Here is a 24438-nt window from a genome sequence, read left to right as displayed (position 1 = left end):
TTACTTTTCAGGATTTTCTAATTCCCATTTTTCTTTATGTTGTGCATCAATTACAGCAATAGCTGTCATATTCACCATTTCGTCAACACTTGCCCCTAATTGGAGAATATGAACAGGTTTACGCATACCCAACATAATTGGTCCAATAGAATCTGCTTCATGCAATTCTTTTAATAATTTATATGTAATGTTTGCCGAATCTAAGTTTGGAAAAATTAATGCGTTTACCTTTTTTCCAACCAATTTTGAAAATGGAAATCGTTCTTTAAGCATCTCATCATTTAAAGCAAAATCCGTTTGCAATTCTCCATCTACTATCATATCAGGATAGTTTCTATGTAATAAAGAAACTGCTTCTCTTACTTTTGATGCTTTATCATTTTCTGAAGAACCAAAATTAGAATAGGATACCATGGCTAAAACAGGATTCAATCCAAACATTTTAATTACTCTAGAAGTCATTTGAGCAATTTTAGCTAACGCTTTTGCATCTGGATCTATATTGATAGAGGTATCACTTAAAAATAGAGGACCTCGTTTAGTCATCATTAAGTTTGTTGTAGCTGCTCTACTAATTCCTGGCATTAAACCAATAAGCTCTAGCATAGGCTTTAAAACGGTAGGATAATTTCTAGAATATCCAGAAATAACAGCATCTGCATCACCTTCATTTACCATCATAGCTGCAAAATAATTACGTTCTCTCATCAAACGTTGCGCTGAGTAATAGGTAACTCCTCTGCGTTTACGTTGCTCCCAATATACTTTAGCGTATTTGTTTTTACGAGGGTTTTCTTCTTCAGTTTTAGGGTCGATAATCATAATATCACCTTCAAACTCTATTTCTTTCATTAGAGTTTCAATAGTTTCCTTTCTTCCCAATAAAATAGGAATAGCAATACCTTCTTCATGTACTATTTGAGCCGCTTTTAAAACATCTAACTGATCAGCTTCAGCAAAAACAACACGCTTAGGATTTAATTTCGCTCGATTCAACAACAATCTAACCAACTTATTATCAGACCCTAATCTTTGTAGAAGTGAATCCTCATATTTTTCCCAATCGGTTATAGGATGTTTAGCCACACCACTTTCTATGGCTGCTTTTGCAACAGCAGGAGGAACTTGAGCAATTAAACGCGGATCAAAAGGTTTGGGGATAATATAATTTTTTCCAAAGGTCAAACGTGTTTCTCCATAAGCTATGTTTACTTGTTCTGGCACAGGTTCTTTTGCTAATTTAGCTAATGCTTTTACTGCAGCCATTTTCATAGCTTCGTTTATTTTGGTAGCACGAACATCCAGAGCGCCTCTAAAAATAAAAGGAAACCCAAGTACATTATTTACTTGATTAGGATGATCACTTCTACCAGTAGCCATAATGATATCCTTTCTTGTAGCAACTGCTAAATCATATTTTATTTCAGGATTAGGATTAGCCATAGCAAAAACTATTGGGTTTTTTGCCATAACCAACAACATCTCTGGTGTTACAATATCTGCCATTGAAAGCCCGATAAAAACATCAGCGTCTTTCATCGCTTCATCTAATGTGTCTATTTTTCTACTAGTAGCAAATTCAGCTTTCTCTGAAGTTAAGTTTTCTCTATCTTTTCTTATAACGCCCTTACTATCTAACATGACCATGTTTTCTCGCTTAGCACCACAGGCCTGATACAAACGTGAGCATGAAATAGCTGCTGCTCCAGCTCCACTTATCACTATTTTTACCTTATCAAGTTTCTTATCTGCTAGTTCAACCGCATTTAACAATGCTGCTGCTGAAATTATTGCTGTACCATGTTGATCATCATGCATTACTGGGATGTCCAGCTCTTCTTTTAAGCGTCTTTCAATTTCAAAAGCTTCAGGCGCTTTAATATCTTCAAGATTAATCCCACCAAATGTTGGTGCAATATTTTTTACGGTTTCTATAAATTCATCAACATTTTCAGTATCAACCTCAATATCAAAAACATCTATATCTGCAAATATTTTAAAGAGTAAACCTTTACCTTCCATTACTGGTTTTGAAGCTTCAGGACCGATATTTCCTAATCCTAAAACCGCAGTTCCATTAGAAATCACTGCAACTAAATTACCTTTAGCAGTATATCTATAAGCTAAATCTTTATCTTTTTCTATTTCTAAACATGGTGCAGCTACTCCGGGAGAATATGCTAAAGACAAATCTCTTTGGCTTGCATACTTTTTGGTTGGAACAACTTTAATTTTACCTGGAGTTGGTTTTGCATGATATATAAGGGCCTCTCTTCGTTTACTTTCTTCGCTCATAATGGACAAGATTAATTTACAAATATACTAATCCTAAGAAGTAAATGCCTAATCTTTTATGAAATTGATATTACTTTTTAAACATAAATTTATAATTTAAAAAGTATAACATTTAAGTTGCTCTCCTTCTGTGTAATTTATTTTGAAGCTGTATGTGTTAAGGTTTGCTATAAAATGAGCAAATTCATTTTGATTAACCCATTTAACATCTATTATCTTGTCTGAAGTTTCATTAATTCTTACGGTTCCTGAAAATGCTTTGGAAGTATTCCTTAATCTTAATAACTTAAGCTGATTTAACACAACCTTTCTTTTAAGTCCCGCTTTAACATTTTGCATGGTTAAATTAGTTCTATTAATTTCTTTATGTCCAGCACTTCCTCCAGCATCAGCTGCTTCATAATTATTTTCACCCGCAAAAATATCTAAATACCATATTTGTGGAATCCCAGGCATAAACATTTGAATAGCTCTGGCTAGTAATAACTTTTGTTGATCTTCACCTAATGCACTAAAGAATGTAGCATTTACTTGATAATATGAAATCTTGTTACCTTCCGGATCATATAAATTTTTTACACGCCCACCACGTTTCATAATTGTACCCATGATAGTTTCAATCTCATCATCTTCCAGTAAACCTTTATTATAATTACCATTAACTGTTTTACCTTTTAAATCTAGCACAGGAATCCCATCATGACAACCCAACATATTTACTGTTTTATAACCTTTACTAATAATTTCTTTAGCCCATGTTATGAGAGCTTTACAACTACTAGTTTCAATGGTATGAATAGTTAATCCTGGTAAAAAAAAGTCATAAATTTGATATCCTTTATTTGCGACTTCATCATGTAAATGCAAACCGTATTCTGCATGAATCTCTGGCAAAAGCGTTAAATCATTTTTATCTGCAATGTCTTTAATTCTCCTTAAATATTGCCAAGTACCGGGTGTGTTAAAAAAGTTAGATTGTCCAATTTCTTTATGTAAATAAGCAAAGGCATCTAGTCTTAAAATTTTACAACCATAGTCGCTAACTTTTTGTAAGGTCTCCTCATAAAAACTCCAAACCAATTCAGATTTTGCATTAACATCCATTTGACCTAATAAGGTATTATCCTCATTAACTTTTTGGTAAAAAGTATTCCAATATGGTTGCTCAGTACCATCAGGAAAATGCACTTTTAAAATTGGGAGTCCCGATTTTCTCATAAACAATTTACTAAGAAACTCTTTTTTAGGAATAATAACACCATCTACTCCCATAGTACCATGACCTTCCCAGAAGCTATTCCAATTGATAAAAAAATCTTTGTATTTTGATTGTTCCCCGTTTTTGAGTAAATCTTTAAATTGGGGTGATGCTACCGATAAATGATTTAGTACAATATCAAATTTGAGTTGAATGTTTAATTTCTCTAACGCTTTCAGATTTTCTTTTGAAACCAAATGTTTATTAAGATTATAATCTATTATAGAAAACCCCCTATCTAAATCACTATTAAAAAAGGTTGGCAATACATAAAACAACGAAAAAACACCTTTAAACTCTGGCATTTTAAGCACACTTATAGTATCGCTTAATGTATTACCAATACTATCTGGGTATGCATTAAGCATAACGCCGTTAGTAATATTTGAATTTTTAGACATCATTAATTTTTATAAAAGTTCAGATAGAATATTTATATTATCTGGTAACCTGCCTACATTTTGAAGTTTTAATGCTGCCAATTGAAGTGCTACTTCTAAGCATTTTTCAATAGGCTTTTCTTTTATATATGCAAACAAAAACCCAGACCAAAATGCATCACCTGCACCTGTTGCATCTTGCACAACATCAATTTTTATGGCAGGTAATTGAACAATATCTTTCCCTATTTGAGATAACTTTACGCCTTTACTTCCCAAGGTTAAACAAACAGTATCTACACCTTCTGAATGGAAAAAATTAAAGATGTCTTGATGTTCCATCTTTTTCTCAAAAAGCCTAAGCATATCATCTTCACTAACTTTTACCAAAGGATTAAATTTACAGTACGATTTTATAACCTGAATCGCTTCTTCTTGATTTTGCCATAATTTTTTTGCATAATTAACATCAATGCTCAATTTACAACCTAAACCAAAAGCCTCTTCTGCCTTTTTTAAAATAGTAGTTTGTGCAGGATCTTTACTTAATGCGAAACAGGTTGTATGATATATATTTGTTTTTGAAAGTAAGTCTGTTGAAATTTGACCTTCTAAAATATGAGAATCTGCTTTTCTAAAAGGAATAAAATCTGGTGTACTATCTGTTTTTGACACAAAAATAACGCTTGTAGGCTTGTTGTTAATTGTTTTAATATGATTCGTATTCACACCAACTTCATTGAGTCTTTCAAAAATATACTCACCAAAACCATCTTCCCCTACAGTTGCTACCAATACAGATTTCAAACCTAATCTTGCTGAATTCATAGCGACATTTGCTGGAGAACCCCCTAAATATCTGTGATAGTCTCTTGTATTATTAATAAGCACTCCTGTTTGATGCCCAATGAAATCTACAAGTACTTCACCAATACAAAGAACATCTATATCTTTATTATTATTTTTCAAAACTATTTTTTCTTAATTATAGATTTTAATTATTGATTAATGATCGCCACCTACTTGAGTGTCCAAATTTTCGGTTTCATCTTTAGATTCTGGTTGTTTGAGTCTCAAAGCCAAAACACCAGCTATGATAAAAAATATACCACCAAATAATATGGCATTAACTGCACTATTGTTCAATAGGTTTTTTACAACAGGACCAAATGTTACAGTTTGAATTCCCATAGGAATAACAATCATCATATTTAATATTCCCATGTAAACACCGCGTCGTTCTTGAGGTACAATTTTAGAAACCATAGAATATGGAATCCCCATCATTGCTGCCCAACCTATACCAAACAAAATCATTGGTAATATAACTAATAGCGGATCCTGTATATATGGAATACTGAGCATTGCAATTCCAGTTAAAAACAAACTAAACACATATACTTTTTTTCCTCCAAACTTTAAAGCCAATGGCACAAGTGCTAAAGCAAAAATTATGGTTGAAACATTATATGTCGTATTCATTTTAGCTGCTTGACTTAAGGCTTCAGAACTATTAAATCCCATACTTTCTTTAAACATAGGCGCTATAAACTGCCAGTATACAAATAGCGCATACCATTGAAATAAATAGACTCCAGATAATTTCCACATAAAATTTGGCATATCTTTTATGGCAGCTACTATTTCTAGAAAAGGGGTTTTAATTCTATCTGAAAGTGGTAAGGCATTGTGTCTTTTTATTTCGTCAAACTCTTCATCGGAGGGTGGAATTTCAGGAGTTTTTAACACCGACCATAAAATCGTAGAAACTGATAATATTGCGCCAATAAAAAACGAATAATACAACCATTTAGGAATACCACTACCAGCTTCAACAGTCTCAGCACCTCCAAACCAATCTTGAAAAATAAAAATGGATGCGTTAGCTAAAACTATCCCTGCACCTACAAATAAACTTTGCATTTGATACCCAAAGCTTAACTGTTTATTTGGTAATTTATCACCTACAAAAGCACGATAAGGCTCCATAGCCATATTATTACCTACATCAAGAATCCAAAGTAAACCAACAGCAAACCAAAGAGCTGGACTAAATGGAAACGCAAACAAACATAAACTACCTATTATGGCTCCAATTAAGAAAAATGGTTTACGTCTTCCCCAGCGAGGTGACCATGTTTTATCTGAAATAGCACCAATTATAGGTTGAATAATTAATCCTGTAACTGGACCCGCAAGATTTAGCAATGGTAAATCTTCATGATTAGCTCCTAAAAATGAAAATATAGGATTAACGGCTGTTTGCTGCAAACCAAAACTGAATTGAATTCCTAAGAATCCTACATTCATATTAAAAATTTGCCAAAAGGATAAACTTGGCTTTTTAATTTTCATCTTAATTTAATTTTTAGAGGTATCTAGTTTTTTAAGAAAATCATCAAAATTAGCCTCATTCATAATAAGCTTACCATACAAATCCACAACAGGTATTGACAAATTATCTACTGACAAACCTGCTTTTTGCATTTTAATTAGCATTTCTCTTTGCTTTAAAAGATTTACATCGACATCATAATATATAAAATCTATCTTTTTTTCTTTTAAATATGCTTTTGTATCGATACAATAATGACATGTATCGCTTCCATATACTATTATTTTTTTCAAATCTTTTTGAGAAGTCAAGTTATCCTTTAAACCAGATTCTACAACTTGCCCAAAACTAAATTCACCTAAAGTTATGATAAATAATATTGAAAAAATAAAAGCTTTCATTCTATAAAATTTTTAATTAAAAAGAGTTGAGACTTAGCATAAAACCCCAACCCTTTTGTTAACAAACTCAAATCAAACTAAACTTGTTTTTTTAAAATTTATATTGTAGAGATAATGTTGTAGAACGACCACTAATTGATCTAGCTCTTACTAAACGATCGCCATTAAAAGCACCATCCCCATTTCCTTCAACTTCTGTAATACCAACCGTATCAAAAAGATTGTTTACACTTAACACTACCGAAAGACCATCCGTTAAACCAGCTCTTCCAATTAAATTAAAGTATGCATAAGCTGGCATTACTAAATCATTATCATCTTGAGCATAAGATTTAGACGTTCCTAAAACACTTAAAGCTAAACTATGCTGTCTAGTGTCTCCAAAATTATAAGATGGAGATAAGTTGTAAACTAAATCAGCTTGTCTTCTAGGAGTATTTCCTTTATTAGCACCACCATCAATTTCAGCTTTTGTCCATGTAAAAGACCCATTAAAAGAGAAGTTCTCTCCAAAAGCTAAAGCTGTTTCAGCCTCTAAACCTAGTGCTTTAAATGGATTTCCAACAGATCTATTCAACTCATTACTTAAACCTTCATCAGTATTACTCATAAAACCTGTTAAGTTAAGTGTTCCGTTGTTAAGCCTTTTCTTGAAACCAACTTCAAGTTGAGATAATTGATCGTACTGAACATCAGCTAAACCATTAGTACCATAATTATTCCTATCTGCAGCTCTACCTGAAGCACCAGAACTATATCTTCCAAATACAGCAGCCCCATCATTTAATTTATAGTTAAGACCCAAAGAATAAGAAACAAAATTATAATCATCATTTACAATTTGACCAGCGTTACCAATAATAACTGGCACAGTTGTTTCGATACCTTCTATAGTACCATTTCCATTGTAATCAAAACTATCTTGACTTGTTGGACCACCTTGAATGTTACCGTTTACACGAACATTTTCAAAACGTACACTACCATCAAAATTTAACTTATCATTAATATCAGCATCAATACCTACATACGGAGAGTTCACATTATGTACTGTATTATATTTACGTTGACAACAGTTACCCCAAACTGGAGTTCCATATGAATATTGACCACCTCTAGAGAAACCATCAAAATCTGCTAATCTTGCTTCTCCTCCACCTTTAACTTCAGATAGGAAAGAATTCCATTGCCATCCAATTTTAGTATTTTGAGTAGCTGTAAATAAACCTGCTGTAACTCCAACATTATCACTAATTTTCTTGCTTATTTTTACATCACCAAAAAAGTTACTTAAATCTTCTACAGAAACATCAAACATATGTATAATTTGTGCTAATCCATTTGATGGATTAAAAGCTTCTCTATCTCCATCCGCATAAACTAAAGGCTCAGAACCTGCTCCAGCAGCATCTCTAGCCGTAGTTTCAATTTCAGCAACAGTACCTACAGCAGCTGTAAACGGTGAAATCCATTGCCCGCTATTATTTGAGTATCGAGCTTTACCAGTTACTTTCCAATCTTTAGGTAATTTAAAAGAAAACTCAGCACCTAAAGCTTTTGAAATAGGATTATTCCCTTTTCTAACATCATTTACATGTCTGTCACCATTGAAAGGTGATGTACCAGCACTTTGTTGTAAATAAGCAGAGTGTTGAGAATCTGAAGTGATATCAAAACCTGGTAAATTAGAATAAGTAGGGTCTGAATTACTACCTTCTAAACGCATTGGCATTGGTAGATACATTACAGATTGGTCGTTTAAAAACTTAAAATATGTACGTACGTACCCATTTTTAAACTTTTTAGTAAGGTTAGCCTTTATTTGCCCGCCTTTATTTCCTTGATAGCCTATATCTCTTGGACCTTCTCCAGTTCTCATAAATCCACCAATATGATAAGATAACCCATTCCCTAATGGTGTACCATATTCAAAATCCAATCTACTAGTCTGATAATCTAAACCAAAAGTAGTTGCTAAAGACCCTCCTTCAGTTGAGCCTGTTTTACTAATCATGTTTATAATACCAGCTGGTCCATTTGAAGTTTGAGTAGATGCAGAACCACCTCTAATCGCTTCAACTCTCCCAATATTAGAATCAATTCTTAAAAAATTATCAGCGTTTCCAAAAGATGTATCTCCAAATAAGTTTAATGGCAAACCATCTTCTTGAATTTGAAAATATCTTGATCCACCAGAAGATATTGGTACACCACGCACATTAAAGTTAGCATTACCTTCACCACCTGAAGATTCCGCACGTATACCTGGTATATTTCTAAAAAGTTCACCAGCACTTCTTGGTGCAGCTTGCTCAATAAGTTTAATACCCATTGTAGAAACAGATATACTAGATTCTATTCTAGACTTAGGGTTTACAACACCCGTTACAATAATTTCATCTAGTGATTGTGCATCTTCTGCCATTACAAAATCTACAGTAACATCTGCACCATCAATAGTAACACTTTGCGAAGTTTTTGCGTATCCTATAAAGGTTGCAGACAATGTGTAAGTACCGTTTTCTAAATTACTAATAGTGTAGTTTCCATCAAAATCTGTAACAGCTCCTTTAGTTGTTCCATCTACAATAACATTAACACCTGGCAAAGGCATACCTGTATTGTCTTTTACATTTCCTGATATTGATTGTGCTATTGCAGTACTAACTGAAAGCAGCAACATGATCAATAAAATTCCATTTTGTCTAATTGAATTCATCTTGTCTTAATTTTAAGTTATTCGATAATTTATTTAGTTAATTTTTATCAAATCTATATTTATAGAGCTTTAAAATTTAAATATTATTATCGAAAACGTTTTCGATTTAAACGAAAACGTTTTCGATTTATTTATTATTATTATATTTAGACTTATAAATTAATTACTTTTTGTGAATCAACCATAAATAAAACTTGATATCAAAAAGAAAGATTGAATTGATCCTACATCTGACAAATAACAAATGTTAAGACATGAAACCAGTTACCTTAAAAGAAATTGCTGAACAATTAAATATTTCTGTTACAACTGTATCAAAAGCATTAAAAGATTACCCCGATGTTAGTAAAAAAACAAGAGGATTAGTTAGAGAATTAGCAAAAACTTTAAACTATAAGCCTAATACTTTTGCCGTTAATCTTAGAACTAAAGAATCAAAAACTATAGGCTTAATAATTCCGGTAATTGTACACCACTTTTTTTCAAATGTTATTAAAGGTATTATTTCACAAGCCGAAAAAAAGGGTTACTTAGTTATTATTCTTCAATCTAACGAATCCTATGAATTAGAAAAAAAGCAAATCGACTTACTGTTGAGCCAACGTGTTGATGGTATTATAATTTCTTTAGCAAATGAAACTGCTGACTTTAACCACTTAAACGAAGTTATTTCTCAAGAAAAACCATTAGTTATGTTTGACAAGATTGCCAAAATAGTTAAATGTTCAAAAATAATTATTGATGATCGAAAAGCAGCTTATTTAGCAACGCAACATTTGATAGATAAAGGCTGCAAACGCGTTGCGCATTTTAGAGGCGCACTTTTACCTCAAAATTCTATTGATAGGTTTCTTGGTTACAAAAAAGCTTTATTGGATAATAACCTGCCCTATGACCCTTCCCTTGTATATATCTGCGAATGTGGTGATATGAGTTTTGAAGAAGGTAAAAAAAATGCAATACAATTATTAAAAGACCATAATGATGTAGACGGAATTTTTATAAACACAGATTTAGTTGCCATTGGGGCTATGACAGAATTTAATAAACAGGGTATTAAAATCCCAGACGACATTAGTATTGTTGGCTTTAGTAATTGGTTTATGTCTTCAGTTATATCTCCAACTTTAACAACAATTAACCAACCTGGATTTAAAATGGGAAAAACGGCATTTAAACAACTTTATAAAGAAATAAAGGCTGTTAAAAACAAAAAAACTATAGCGCCTAAAATTATTACCTTAGAGACAGAGTTAATTGAAAGAGAGTCTTCAAAAAAATAAAACAACTAATCTTTTAAAAAATTGATATTTCTTTTTAGTCCAGAAAACTTAGTTCGTTTAACTGCCGATTTTTTAAATACTTTTCTAAACGTGTCTTCAGTAATCTCTTCCCAATCTTTTTTAGTCATTGAAAGTAATTCTGGATTCGGATTAAATAACGGTTCAGAGTGTGATTTTGAAAATCGATTCCAAGGACAAACATCTTGACATACATCACAACCAAACATCCAATCATCCAGTTGCCCTTTAAATCCAGACGGTATATTTTCTTTAAGTTCTATCGTGAAATAAGAGATACATTTACTTCCATCAACTACATAAGGTTCTGTTATAGCTTCTGTTGGGCAAGCATCAATACACGCCGTACAAGTTCCGCAATGATCGGTTACAGGAGTATCATATTCTAACTCTAAATCAATAATTAATTCAGCAATAAAATAAAAAGAACCTACTTGTTGCGATAATAAATTACTGTGTTTTCCAATCCAACCCAAACCAGATTTTGCTGCCCAAGCTTTATCAAGAACTGGAGCAGAATCTACAAAAGCTCGACCATGAACGTCTCCTATTTCATCTTGAATAAAATGTAATAATGATTTAAGTTTGTCTTTAATGACGAAATGATAATCTGTTCCAAAAGCATATTTCGAAATTTTGAAACTGTCTTTATTTTGTTCTTCTGAAGGAAAATAATTTAATAATAACGATACTACACTTTTTGAACCTTCAACCAATAATGTTGGATCTAAACGCTTATCGAAATGGTTTTCCATATAATGCATTTGTCCGTGCATGTTGTTGTTTAACCACTTTTCAAGCCTAGGTGCTTCTTCTTCTAAAAATTCAGCTTTACTAATTCCACAAGATAAAAAACCGAGGCGTTTTGCTTCGGTTTTAATGAGTTCTGTGTATTTTGATTTAGCTTCAATCATCATTTAGATGCTGAATCAAGTTCAGCATGACAAGAAATTTTAGAATAGACCTCCTTGAATATTACCTTTTATTTTTCCTAAATGCTTATATGCTTGCTCAGTAACTTCTCTACCGCGAGGTGTTCGCATAATAAATCCTTGTTGAATTAAAAAAGGTTCATAAACCTCTTCAATAGTTTCTGGACTTTCACTAACAGCTGTTGCAATAGTAGTAATTCCGACAGGTCCTCCTTTGAATTTATCAATAATGGTTGTTAGGATTTTGTTATCCATTTCATCCAAACCATGAGCATCAACGTTTAATGCTTCTAAAGCATATTTTGCTATTTTAATATCAATACTTCCATCTCCTTTAATTTGAGCAAAGTCTCGAACACGACGCAATAAAGCATTTGCTATTCTTGGTGTCCCTCTACTTCTGCCTGCAATTTCTACCGCAGCTTCCATAGAAATTGGAACATCTAAAATCATGGCACTTCGTTGTACAATAGTGGTCAATAAATCTGTTTTATAGTATTGAAGCCTACTTTGAATCCCAAAACGAGCACGCATTGGTGACGTTAACAACCCTGAACGCGTGGTTGCTCCAATAAGTGTAAAAGGGTTTAAATTGATTTGAACCGTTCTAGCATTTGGTCCTGTTTCAATCATAATATCAATTTTATAATCCTCCATGGCTGAGTATAAATACTCTTCTACAATAGGGCTTAATCGATGGATTTCATCTATGAATAAAACATCTCGTTCTTCTAAATTAGTCAATAATCCTGCTAGATCTCCTGGTTTATCTAAAACAGGACCTGAGGTAACTTTTATACCAACTTCTAATTCGTTCGCTAAAATATGTGCAAGTGTCGTTTTTCCTAATCCTGGAGGGCCGTGAAACAATGTATGGTCTAAAGCTTCGGTTCTTAAATTTGCTGCTTGAACAAATATTTGAAGATTTTCAAGCACCTGATCCTGACCTGTGAAATCATCAAATGATAGTGGTCTTAACTTTTTTTCTACATCTAATTCTTCTGGTGAAAAATTATCGTCTGTTGGATCTAGGTTTTCGTTCATTTTAAAGACCCTTCGACTTCGCTCAGGGTGACAGATTCGTTATAGTTAAAATGGATTCCTGCCTACGCAGGAATGACAAACTATTAATAAAAAGAATACATAGTATTCTTTTTTAACAAATATAAACAAAAAGCCTTTCCGAATTGGAAAGGCTTTTCAAATATTTGGTTGGTTATTATTGAGTGGTTATTTTAAAATTGTAAACTCACAACGTCTGTTAATATCGTATTCTCTATCATCACAAATACCTTCTTTAACACACTCGTTAAGAGGTTGCATTTCTCCGTAACCAATACTTTTTAATCGGTTTCGTTCAATACCCTGACTTACTAAATATTCTAAGGTTGAAGCTGCTCTTCGTTTAGATAAATCTAAATTATATTGGTCTGGTCCACGAGCATCTGTATGTGCTGAAACTTCAACTTCCATAGATGGATATTTCTTCATTAAGTCCACTAAAACATTTAAAGTAATAGCTGCATCTTCACGAATAATAGCTTCATCAAAATCAAAATAAATTTTATCTAACTCAACTTGTACATTACCATCTTCTTTTTCTTTTACACGCTCTTCAGCATCAGCAAAAGATTCTAAGTTTAAGTAAATATTATGTTGAACTAACCCTTTGCTATCAGTAGAAAATTCAACATCTTGAGGAATATATGCTTTTCGAGTACCTCTAACTTTGTATTTCTTATTTGGTTCGATTTTGAAGATATAATAAGCATCATCTCCAACTATAGTATCTTGAATTACAGTATCAGATTCATCAAATAATGTTACTAAAGATCCTGTTAATAATTCTTTGCTGTTTAAGTCTTGTACAATTCCTTCAACCTGATACATAGTTAAAGGATTTTGTGTTCTTGCAAAACCAAATAATCTATCGTAACCCGTTCTGTTTGAAGACACGTAGCCTTTGTTTGTTTTCTCTCTTACCACATAAGCAAAGTCGTCTAAATTACTATTAATTGAGCTTCCTAAGTTTACTGGTTTATCAAAAGTATCGTTTACTAGATTACTTCTAAACACATCCAATCCGCCGTATCCTTGATGACCTATTGACGAGAAATACAGCACGTTAAATTCACTAATAAATGGAAATTGTTCTCTGTGTTTCGTATTAATTGTTTCACCTAAATTCTCAGGCTCTCCATAAGTGCCATCATCATTAATTGAAACTTTATAAATATCAAAACTCCCATAAGTCCCTGGCATATCACTAGCAAAATAAAGTGTTTTTTCATCTTTACTTAAAGCTGGATGCTCAGTACTATAAGAATTTGATGTGAACGGTAGTGGCTTTACATTCGTCCAAATACTATCTATTAATTCTGCTTTATAAATTTTAATATGAGCAATTCTATCTTCATCTGTTTTTTTACGTGTTGTATTTGTTCTGTTGAAATACATGGTTTTTCCATCCTTAGAAATTACAGCATTACTTTCATGCGAACTTGTATTAATAGCTTCTGAAAAAGGCTGAATATCTTCTAACACATTTTGGCTTGTTATAGTTGCGCTATACAAATCTAAATATGGTAGATTATTCCATGAATAGGATGGGTTTTCAGAATTTCTTGCTGATGCAAAAGCTACTTTATTTTCTCCGTAAAACGATAATCCAAAATCGCTACTAGAATTCCTATTTTCTATTTGCTTTAATTTAAAAGTATGTGGTGTTGTTTTATCAGTTTCTTCGATAAAAGCTAAGGTGTTAAATGGTTTATTATAATACCGCTTTAAATGTTTATCAGCCTCTTTATACTCTTTTACACCTTTTAAAGCTTGAGCAAATCTGAAATGATAATCAATATCGATAGAATCTCCATATTCCACAAATAACTCTCTATAAGTTTTAATGGCTTTTTGAAGACTTGTGTTATAATAATAACTGTCTGCTAAATTTTGAAGTACTTCTTGATTCCTTTCCTTTGTTTCATAAATTTCTGCAGCATCTTTGTAAGCTCTCATTTCAAAAAGCTTATTAACACGTTTTAAATTTTTCTTTTGTGCATGAGCCATTCCACTAACTAATAAAAGGCCTGCAAGTATGTATAAGTATTTTTTCATGTTTCCTAGTATTAAGTTATTAGAAGAATCTTGGTGAACGATCATATCCGCCTTTAAATCCGAATAAATCGACATCAAACAAAATGAATATTTCGTGAGATCCAGAATTATAATCTCCTAAATTAGTAGTTGTATAATCGTAAGCGTAACCTATTTTTAAATCTTGAGTAACCCTAAAATTAATTAGTGCGCTAATAGCATCATCTAAACGATACCCTAAACCAGCTTCAAGTTTTTCGTTGATTAATAAATTGGCTGTAATATCTACAGCTAATGGTGCCCCTTTTACGCCTCTTGCCATAAATGCAGGTTTAAGTTTTAGGTTTTGATTGATATCAAAAACATAACCACCTGTGAGGAAATAATGAACATTTTCAATACCAGTTGCCTTTATACCATTTTCATTTTCTAAATGTTTGGTTGATAACATATTTGGCGCTGATAATCCCACATAATAGGTATCGGTAAAAAAGAAAGCTCCAATTCCCATGTTTGGAAATGCTCTATTAATATTTTCATTAAAAGCATTATCACCACTTGCTGGTCCCGATTGTAATTGCAAACCGTTAAAATTAGTATCAAACATTCTAATTCCTGCTTTTACTCCAAAAGATATTTTAGTTTCTATTCCAACTGGTAAAACATAAGCGAAATCTGCAAATATGTTATTCTCATTTACAATATCTCCTATATTATCATTGGTGAAAGAAATTCCCATTTCTATCTTGTCGTTAATTGGTGTATGAGCAAAAAAGGTTCCTGTTCTGGGAGCACCTTCTAGTCCTACCCATTGTGTTCTATATAATCCACCAAGCTTTAAAATACCTTCTTCTGCAGTTGCATAAGCTGGATTAATAACACTCATATTATACATGTACTGAGTAAATTGGGGATCTTGTTGTGCATAACTTTGTAATGACAAGAGCGTCAAACTTAACAAAGCAGCTATTTTATGATATATATTTAATGTTTTCATTGTCTTAAATTTTGCTTTATCTATAAATTATCTGCTTAAGTATAAGCGTCCTTGTTCTGGTTTATTTATGCCATCGTTAAATCTGAAAATATAGAAATACACTCCTACTGGTAAATCTCCTTTTACAACAACTCTACCTTGATTTGAAGTTCCATCAAATCTTGGTGTATTTGCATTTCCTTTATAAACGATGTTTCCATTTCTATTAAATATCTCTAACTCAAAGTTTGGATATAAAATATCAAGATTATCAATATCATAAGTGTCATTAGTGCCATCTCCATTAGGAGAGAATCCATCAGGAAGATTTATTTTTCCACAAGCAGTTAAATCTGGAGTTACTGGTAATCGAACACTACTTTCGCAACCAGTTACAGGGTCTACTAATACTACGTAATATGTTATATCTGTAAGTGATGCTGTTTCTGAAAGCGCTAAACCACCCATTTGTGTATCGTACCATCTTAAGTTATTTGTACTACTATCAAACTCAATAATATTATCTGATAATGTTTGAATAGTAGGATTATCATTAATACAATAATCAATAGTCGAATTATCTATTGTTGGTGTTGGTGCATCGTTTATTACAACATTAATTTGAACTGGTGTTGATGATTCACATCCAGTCCCATTAGTTTGAGTTGCATAATAATCTTCACCATTAACTAATGCATCAGTAGAAGTTAAAGGTAATGTAAGTGCTAAATCTTCATACCAGTTTACAGTTCCAGTAGGTCTTATACTTACTGATAAATCATCTACAGTAGGATTATCTGCCAAACAGAATTCTGGATTTGCATCTAAAACAATCACTGTTGGAGAATCATTAACCGTAACCACAATATTTGCAGTTGAATCTGGTGAGCATGGTGCTACTGCAGTAACTGTATATGTATATGTTCCTGAAGTATCAACTGCTGGATCAAACACACCTGTTCCGCTGTCTAAAGCTGGAGACCAAATTCCTCCGCTTTGAGCACCTGTTCCTAGTAAAGTAAATAAATCTGTTGTGCCATCACCAACACAAATTGCTAAGGTATTATCTGTACCTGCATTTGGTGCCAATGTAACGGTTACTTCTACTTGATTTGTAAACGTTCCACAACTATTTGTTAGCGTATAAGTATATGTTCCGTCGACATCAACTAATGGATCAAAAACTCCTGTAGTACTAGTCATTGCTGGAGACCAAACACCTCCTGTATCTGCGTCTCCTAATAATGAAAATAAATCTGTTGTACCTGCATTACTACATATATCTAAATCTGGGTTTATTGTTGAACCTGCATTTAATGGTTCTTCTATAGTAACAGTTATAGTTTCACTATCATCAACACAAGGTGCTGAAGCTGTAACTAAATATGTAAAACTATATGTACCAGCTGAAACTCCTGTAGCATCAAAAATATTACCTGATAAGTTACCAACACTATCATCATTTTGCCATACTCCTCCAGAATCTTGAGTGCCATCTAATCCAGTAAATAAATCAATACTAATATTACTATTACAAGAAGTTATCGGGTTCGTATTTGGATCGCCTGCACTTGGTGTTTGGTAAATCGATGCTGTTACTGCTGTTCTAACTGATGACTCACAATTTGTTGTTGCATCTGTTTGAGTTGCATAATAAATTTGACCATCAACTAAAGCGGTTGCGTCTGCTAAAAGATTACCTCCTGTTGCAGCATCGTACCATTGAATAGTAGTTCCAGTAGCAACTAAATCGGCAACAGTTGCAGTATCACAAAACTCTTGTGGAGTTACTGCTGTAGGTGCTGGCGTATCGTTGATAATGATGCTGACTGTTACATTTACGTCATCACAAGAGTCAATGGCATCAACATCATAAGTAAAATTATATGTTCCTGAAGCTAGACCATCTATTGTAACAATATTACCTATTAAAGTTCCTGAACTATCATCATCATTCCAGGTTCCTGTTTGATCTTCATCTGTTAATAAATCAAATAAATTATATGTTTGACCTGAAGTAATATCTGAAACACAAAACTCAACTGGTGTATTTGCTGTTCCTGACTCGGGTGCATCTTCAACAACTATTGTTACTGTTGAACTGTTTGTACAATTATTAGAATCTGTTATTGTATAAGTGAAATTATATGTACCAATTGGCAATACTGTTAAATCAACATCACTACCTGTTAAGGCTCCAGAAGTATTATCATCTGTCCAAGTTCCTCCTGCATCTTCTCCGGTTAATTGACCAAATAAATCTAATGGTGAATTTGCCGCTAAATCATTTTCACAATACGTTGGTGATGTTGGTGTACCTGTAATTGGTAAAGGATTAATTATTATTTGTACTGTAACTAGTACATCATCGCAACTCCCAATGGCATCAACATCAAATGTAAAATCGTAAGTTCCTGGAATAAATCCAGATAAATCTAATGGATTAACTGTTGTTGCACCTGTATTATCTGTCCCTACATACCATTGACCTGTTTGATCTTCACCTTCTAACAAATCGAATAAATCAAAACTTGACGGTGCTGATCCTTCGCAATAATTAGGAAAAGTAGAAACAGGAATTCCAGATTCTGGAGCATCTTCAATAATAATCGAAATTTGTTCAGAATCAGAACACGTTCCATTATCAATTGTATAAGTGAATAAATATGGGCTGCCAGAAATTGTGAAACCTGTAATATCAATTGGATTTGAAATTGTATTATTACTTGCATCAGTCCAAATTCCAGAATTATTGTCTTGAGAACCATCTAAAGCATCAAATAAATTATAAGGTGAATTTGAAGCTAAATCATTTTCACAAAAAGTATCATTTATAGCCACTCCTGCATTTGGATCTTGAAGCACTATAACTTGTACCGTTGTAGATTCTTCTGGACATGGATTAGGAAGTAAATTTTGTGTGTATGTAAAATTATAAGTTCCAGGAGTAAATCCTGTTAAATCAATTGTTGAAGTTACCACAGGATCTGAACTTAAAGTTCCTTGTGTCCATTGACCACCTAAATCATGGTTTTCTATAAGAGTAAACAAATCGAATGCCGAAGGTAATCCCGCTTCACAAAATGAAGTAGGGTTTGCAGGTGATGGGGTTCCCGAAGAAAGAGTTTCAAAAACTTGAATAGTTACAGTTGAAACACCATCAGGACACACTCCAGTACTTGTTACTGTATAAGTAAATGCATAAATTCCCGGTGTTGTTAATGTTGAAATATTTACTGTACCTCTATTTCCATTTGACGTGGTTAATGGCCCTGACCATGAACCTGTATTGTCTGGAGTTCCACCTAACTCATCAAATAAGTCAAAATCTGAAGCTGGTAAATTATCATTACAATATTCTAAGTTTCCTGGAGTACCTGGATCAACTGGGATATCTATATTCACAACAACCTCGATTGGATTACTATCACAAAAAACATCATTGATTTGAACATAATAACTATTCCCGTCAATAAGTGGTGTCGAAGCAGATAATGCTGGAGGAACAGGATCTCCTGAACCATCAATACTAGCATACCAATTAAAATTAGTAGCTGTTGTTCCTGGGTTTAAATCTCCAACTGTAGGATTATTATCTGAACAGAATGATTGTGGAGTTGAAGGTGTTGGATCTGTAGGTGCACTAAACACACCTAATTGCGCAAGCTCTAATTGACTTTTACAACCACCATTATCAACAAAAACAACATAAAAATTTGTAGCTCCAACTGGGATTGTATCAGCAGAATTTGCTAAACTTGTTAAGTCAACATCATTATACACTTCAACTGAACCTCCTACTGGAATAATAGATTGTAAAACATCATCTATATAGGTTTGTACTGTAGCATTTTCATTACTACAATACACTCTATCTAAATTTTGACCAGAATCATCTAATACAAAATCTATAGTTATTGATGCTCTAGAACCACAAGTTCCAGAATTATCATCGGCATAATAGACACCCTCTGAAACTAATTCAGTAGGATTGAATAGACTACCACCTGTAGCAGCATCATACCAAACAATACCATTTCCACCATCGGTAGCATAAGTATTTAAATCGTTAAAAGTAAAACCCGAAGCATCGCAAATGGATGGAGGAGTTGGGTCGGTAATTACTGGACATTGAGCATAGCTTGAAAAAGATAACCCAAAGAACAGCAAGTAAAAAGATGTATATAATAACACATGCTTTCTAGTAGATTTGGTTCTCATAGTTGAAAAGTTAAAATCATTTAATTAATAGCAATAGAATTAATCTATATTATCCTAAATCAAATTATATGAATTAGTACATAAATATTTCTGATTGCAATTTAACTGATTTTTTTGTATTTCATCGACTTTTTTAATAAAAATTTACATTTCATCGAAAAAATATGCCTTTAAACAGAAATAGCTCACTTAAATAAGTGAGCTATTTTATAAACTATGTGTATTATATTTTTAGTGTTGAAGTTCCTCTTCTCCGTCTTTTAAAGGTACGTTTTGAGGTACAAAATCTACATCATGTCCTGGTTTACTATAATCGTATGCCCAACGGTAAACATGAGGAATTTCTCCTTCCCAGTTACCATGGATATGTTTTATAGGTGCAGTCCATTCTAAAGTTGTAGACTTCCAAGGGTTTTGAACAGTTTTCTTACCATAGAAAATACTTGCAAAGAAATTGTATAAATATACTATTTGAACAACGCCTCCAACTAAAGCAAATATTGTAATAATAACATTTGCATTTGCAGTATCATCAAATAATGGGAAGTTACTATTTGTATAATAACGTCTTGGTAAACCTGCCATACCTATAAAGTGCATTGGAAAAAACACACCATAAGCACAAACTGCAGTTACCCAAAAGTGAATATAACCCAAGTTTTTATTTAACATACGTCCAAACATTTTTGGGTACCAGTGATAAATACCAGCAAACATACCGTATAGGGCAGATATACCCATTACTAAGTGGAAATGAGCTACTACAAAGTATGTATCGTGTACGTTAATATCTAAAGCACTATCCCCTAAAATAATTCCAGTTAAACCTCCTGTTATAAATGTTGATACAAAACCAATTGAAAATAACATGGCTGGGTTCATCTGTAAATTACCTTTCCAGAGTGTTGTTATCCAGTTAAAGGCTTTTACAGCTGATGGAATCGCAATTAATAAGGTTGTAAATGTAAATACAGAACCTAAAAATGGATTCATTCCTGAAATAAACATATGGTGACCCCACACAATTGTTGAAAGAAATGCAATAGCTAATATAGAAGCAATCATTGCACGGTAACCAAAAATAGGTTTACGAGAATTTGATGCCATAATTTCTGAAACTAGACCCATTGCAGGTAATATTACAATATATACCTCTGGGTGACCTAGGAACCAAAATAAATGTTCAAATAAAACTGGAGAGCCTCCTTGGTAATGTAATACTTCACCTTGAATAAATATATCTGATAAGAAGAATGATGTTCCAAAACTTCTATCCATGATTAATAACAATGCTGCAGATAATAATACAGGGAATGAAATAATACCAATAATTGCTGTTACAAAAAACGCCCAAATAGTTAAAGGTAATCTAGTCATAGACATTCCCTTAGTACGTAAGTTAATTACAGTAACAACATAATTTAATGATCCTAATAAAGAAGAAGCAATAAAGATAGCCATAGATACTAACCATAAAGTCATACCCATACCCGAACCACCTTGTGCCATTGGTAATGCACTTAATGGTGGATAAATTGTCCATCCTGCAGCTGCAGGACCAGCTTCAACAAATAAAGAGATTACCATGATTACACTAGACACAAAGAATAACCAATAAGAAACCATATTTAAGAAACCAGATGCCATATCTCGTGCACCAATTTGTAATGGAATTAATAGGTTACTAAACGTACCACTTAAACCAGCTGTTAATACAAAGAATACCATAATGGTTCCATGTATTGTTACTAATGCTAAATAGATATCAGCATCCATAACACCATCTGGTGCCCATTTTCCTAATAATGCTTCAAACAATACGTTTGGCTCTTCTGGCCATGCAATTTGCATACGAAACATCATTGACATTAAAACCCCAATAACACCCATAATAGTACCTGTAATTAGGTACTGCTTAGCAATCATCTTATGGTCTTGACTAAATATATATTTAGTTACAAACGTTTCTTTATGATGATGTCCGTGATCGTCGTCGTGAGCGTGGTTATCTGCGTGTGCTGACATAATCTTATATCGTTTTTTCTTTTTTAAATTAGTTTACTAAAGAGTTCTTGAATTCTTTTTGTTCTGCAATCCAAGCATCATATTCTTCTTGTGTTTCAACTACAATTTTCATTTGCATATTGTAGTGAGATTTTCCACAAATTTTATTACAAAGCAATAAGTAATCAAACTCGTAACGTTCTAAAGCATCTTCTCCTTTTGCAACAAGTTTTTTACTGTTCTCTACTCTAATATTGTTTATATTTTGAACTTTTTCAACCATCTGAGGTGTTTGACGCATTTCAGCAGTAGTCACAGTTGGTGTAAATCCAAATTGTGTAATCATACCTGGAACACAATTCATTTGTGCTCTAAAGTGAGGCATATATGCTGAGTGTAAAACATCTTGAGAACGCATTTTAAATAATACTGGTCTTCCTACTGGTAAATGTAATTCTGTTGTAATGACATCATCTTGAGCATTTGGGTCAGATTCATCTAAACCTAAAATGTTTGCACGATCAATATCAATTAAACGCACATTTGCTTTACCTAAAGTATTATCAGCACCACCATATCTAGCTTTCCAGTTAAACTGTTGTGCATATAATTCTACTACTAAAGGGTCATCACTTTCATCAACACCCATAATGTTAATCCAAGTACTTAAACCATATATAATTAAACCAGCTAATACAATTACTGGAATAATAGTCCAAATAGCCTCTAATTTATTGTTGTCAGCAAAGAATAAAGCTTTTTTTCCTTTTTCACCTTTATATTTATAAGCGAAATAATGTAATAAAAACTGAGTAACTGTCTGAACAAAGAATATAATAACCATTGAAATAATCATAAGATTATCAATAGTTGGTCCATGAGCAGATGCAGAATTTGACATTAAAGGTAAATCGCCAAGTGTAACAAAACACCAAATAGTTATGATATAGATGAATGCTAAAAATCCCATCATCAAGTAACCATTTAATGTGTTATCCTTATCGGTAGCAACACCAGCAATTGAATTTTCGTTTTTAGCTTGAGCTAAATCGAAAATCTTTACCATTTGCCAAATGGCAATTAAAATAAATACTAAAACTATAATTGTTAATAAAGCAGTCATTGGTATCGTTCGTCTTTATTTATATCTAATTAATAATGAAATTCTTCACTCTCTTTTCTAAAAGGATATCCTTTTACAAGTAATGGTGCTTTTGTTAAAGCAGTAAACACTACGAATATGAATAATCCTGCAAAAAGTAATACTGAACTTATTTCTGGAATGCCTATAAACCATCTATCTCCAACAGTTGCAGGCATAATCATATTGAAAATATCAATGTAATGTCCGAATAGAATAACTAAACCAGCCATAACTACAAACCAAGGTATGCGCTTGTAATCAGCATTCATTAACATTAATATTGGGAATACAAAGTTCATAACCACCATACCTAAGAATGGTAATTTATAATCTTGGAAACGTGTTACAAAATATGTTACCTCTTCTGGAATGTTAGAATACCAGATTAACATGAATTGTGAGAACCATAAATATGTCCAAAATATACTGAATGCGAACATAAATTTAGCTACATCATGTAAATGATTTTCATTTACAAACTCTAAGTAATTTCTAGATTTTAAATAAATAGTAATTAAAGCAATCACAGTAATTCCACTTACAAACATACTAGCAAATACATACCATCCAAATAATGTTGAGAACCAGTGAGGATCTACACTCATAATCCAATCCCAAGACATCATTGATTCTGTATATATAAAGAATACTAAGAATGCTGCTGATATACGGAATGACTTCTTAAAGTTACTTTTATCTTCAGCAGTATCTTGAGCGATAGAAAATTTTCTAGAAAAATGACGGTATAAACTCCAACCTCCAATAAAAATTAATCCTCTGATAATGAAACCCCAAATATTTAACCATCCAGATTTTCCTTGTATCAGTTTATCATGAGCTACAACTTCAGGATCCATCCAAATGAATATGTTATTATGACCTATAAAGTGAGATGCTGCTGCAATTCCTAATACAATTAAAGCACCAGGTAATAAATAAGCTGTCATACCTTCCATAACTCTGAAGAGTACTGGAGACCAACCTGCTTGTGATGCTATTTGAATCGCATAAAAGGCTAAAACACCTAAAGCAATCATCATAAAGAAAAATGCCGCAACATATAGCGCAGACCATGGTCTGTTTGCTATTTGATGTTGCACATGCTTAATGTGTTTAGCGTGTTCATCAACCTCTGTGTGTGCTGTTTCACCATGACCTTCAGCGTGAGTATCAACTGTTGCATGTGCACCGTGGCTTGCTTCATTATGAGCAGCCTCTTCACCATGTCCTCCACCGTGATGTGACTCTTCTGCAAGTAAGTGCTCAACTTCTTCAAAAGATTTATGAGATGTCATAAAACCATATCCTACACCTAATGCTCCTAAAATCATTAGAATGAAAGAAAATGTCTTTAATTTATTTGAAAATGTATACAT

General features: G+C 32.8%; 15 protein-coding genes. 1 reads left to right on the top strand and 14 read right to left on the bottom strand.

Going from position 1 to position 24438, the window contains the following annotated elements:
- The 6 genes from DIS18_RS06615 to DIS18_RS06590 form a co-directional block, all read right to left on the bottom strand.
- Positions 1 to 2295: an NADP-dependent malic enzyme gene (locus DIS18_RS06615; RefSeq protein ID WP_109352208.1), complete on the bottom strand. Its 2295-nt coding sequence runs from the start codon at positions 2293 to 2295 to the stop codon at positions 1 to 3.
- Positions 2296 to 2391: 96 nt separating this feature from the next.
- Complete coding sequence (gene gtfA, locus DIS18_RS06610) at positions 2392 to 3954, bottom strand: sucrose phosphorylase (RefSeq protein ID WP_219930753.1); 1563 nt, start codon at positions 3952 to 3954, stop codon at positions 2392 to 2394.
- A 9-nt stretch (positions 3955 to 3963) separates the two neighbouring features.
- Positions 3964 to 4902, bottom strand: coding sequence for a carbohydrate kinase family protein (locus tag DIS18_RS06605; protein WP_245925598.1), 939 nt, complete (start codon positions 4900 to 4902; stop codon positions 3964 to 3966).
- 36 nt (positions 4903 to 4938) lie between these two features.
- Positions 4939 to 6288: an MFS transporter gene (locus tag DIS18_RS06600; protein ID WP_109352206.1), complete on the bottom strand. Its 1350-nt coding sequence runs from the start codon at positions 6286 to 6288 to the stop codon at positions 4939 to 4941.
- 6 nt (positions 6289 to 6294) lie between these two features.
- A complete protein-coding gene (locus tag DIS18_RS06595; RefSeq protein WP_109352205.1) occupies positions 6295 to 6669 on the bottom strand; it encodes a glutaredoxin family protein in 375 nt (124 codons plus the stop codon).
- A 91-nt stretch (positions 6670 to 6760) separates the two neighbouring features.
- Positions 6761 to 9388, bottom strand: a complete 2628-nt coding sequence (locus DIS18_RS06590; RefSeq protein ID WP_109352204.1) for a TonB-dependent receptor — start codon at positions 9386 to 9388, stop codon at positions 6761 to 6763.
- A gap of 254 nt (positions 9389 to 9642) precedes the next feature.
- On the opposite strand from DIS18_RS06590, the gene DIS18_RS06585 reads away from it, so the two are divergent.
- Entirely contained in the window at positions 9643 to 10671 is a 1029-nt protein-coding gene (locus tag DIS18_RS06585; protein WP_109352203.1) for a LacI family DNA-binding transcriptional regulator, read from the top strand.
- A 5-nt stretch (positions 10672 to 10676) separates the two neighbouring features.
- Here DIS18_RS06585 and queG read toward each other — a convergent pair whose 3' ends face one another.
- The 8 genes from queG to DIS18_RS06545 form a co-directional block, all read right to left on the bottom strand.
- Positions 10677 to 11603, bottom strand: a complete 927-nt coding sequence (gene queG, locus DIS18_RS06580; protein ID WP_425428168.1) for a tRNA epoxyqueuosine(34) reductase QueG — start codon at positions 11601 to 11603, stop codon at positions 10677 to 10679.
- A gap of 39 nt (positions 11604 to 11642) precedes the next feature.
- Entirely contained in the window at positions 11643 to 12665 is a 1023-nt protein-coding gene (gene ruvB, locus DIS18_RS06575) for a Holliday junction branch migration DNA helicase RuvB (protein WP_109352202.1), read from the bottom strand.
- A 186-nt stretch (positions 12666 to 12851) separates the two neighbouring features.
- Complete coding sequence (locus DIS18_RS06570; RefSeq protein WP_109352610.1) at positions 12852 to 14738, bottom strand: OmpA family protein; 1887 nt, start codon at positions 14736 to 14738, stop codon at positions 12852 to 12854.
- Between the two features lie 19 nt (positions 14739 to 14757).
- Positions 14758 to 15714, bottom strand: coding sequence for a PorP/SprF family type IX secretion system membrane protein (locus DIS18_RS06565; protein WP_109352201.1), 957 nt, complete (start codon positions 15712 to 15714; stop codon positions 14758 to 14760).
- 27 nt (positions 15715 to 15741) lie between these two features.
- Positions 15742 to 19914 (bottom strand): gliding motility-associated C-terminal domain-containing protein, encoded by a 4173-nt coding sequence (locus DIS18_RS06560; RefSeq protein ID WP_109352200.1) that lies wholly within the window; start codon positions 19912 to 19914, stop codon positions 15742 to 15744.
- A 231-nt stretch (positions 19915 to 20145) separates the two neighbouring features.
- The gene (locus DIS18_RS06555; RefSeq protein WP_109352199.1) at positions 20146 to 21939 is read right to left on the bottom strand and encodes a cytochrome c oxidase subunit I; all 1794 of its coding nucleotides are present in this window, start codon (positions 21937 to 21939) and stop codon (positions 20146 to 20148) included.
- A gap of 28 nt (positions 21940 to 21967) precedes the next feature.
- Positions 21968 to 23041, bottom strand: a complete 1074-nt coding sequence (locus DIS18_RS06550) for a cytochrome c oxidase subunit II (RefSeq protein ID WP_109352198.1) — start codon at positions 23039 to 23041, stop codon at positions 21968 to 21970.
- Between the two features lie 29 nt (positions 23042 to 23070).
- The gene (locus DIS18_RS06545) at positions 23071 to 24438 is read right to left on the bottom strand and encodes a quinol:cytochrome C oxidoreductase (protein ID WP_109352197.1); all 1368 of its coding nucleotides are present in this window, start codon (positions 24436 to 24438) and stop codon (positions 23071 to 23073) included.

Source organism: Algibacter marinivivus, assembly GCF_003143755.1.
GTDB lineage: Bacteria > Bacteroidota > Bacteroidia > Flavobacteriales > Flavobacteriaceae > Algibacter_B > Algibacter_B marinivivus.
Note: the sequence above shows the minus strand (reverse complement) of the source record. Positions and strands in the feature narration are given on the sequence as shown.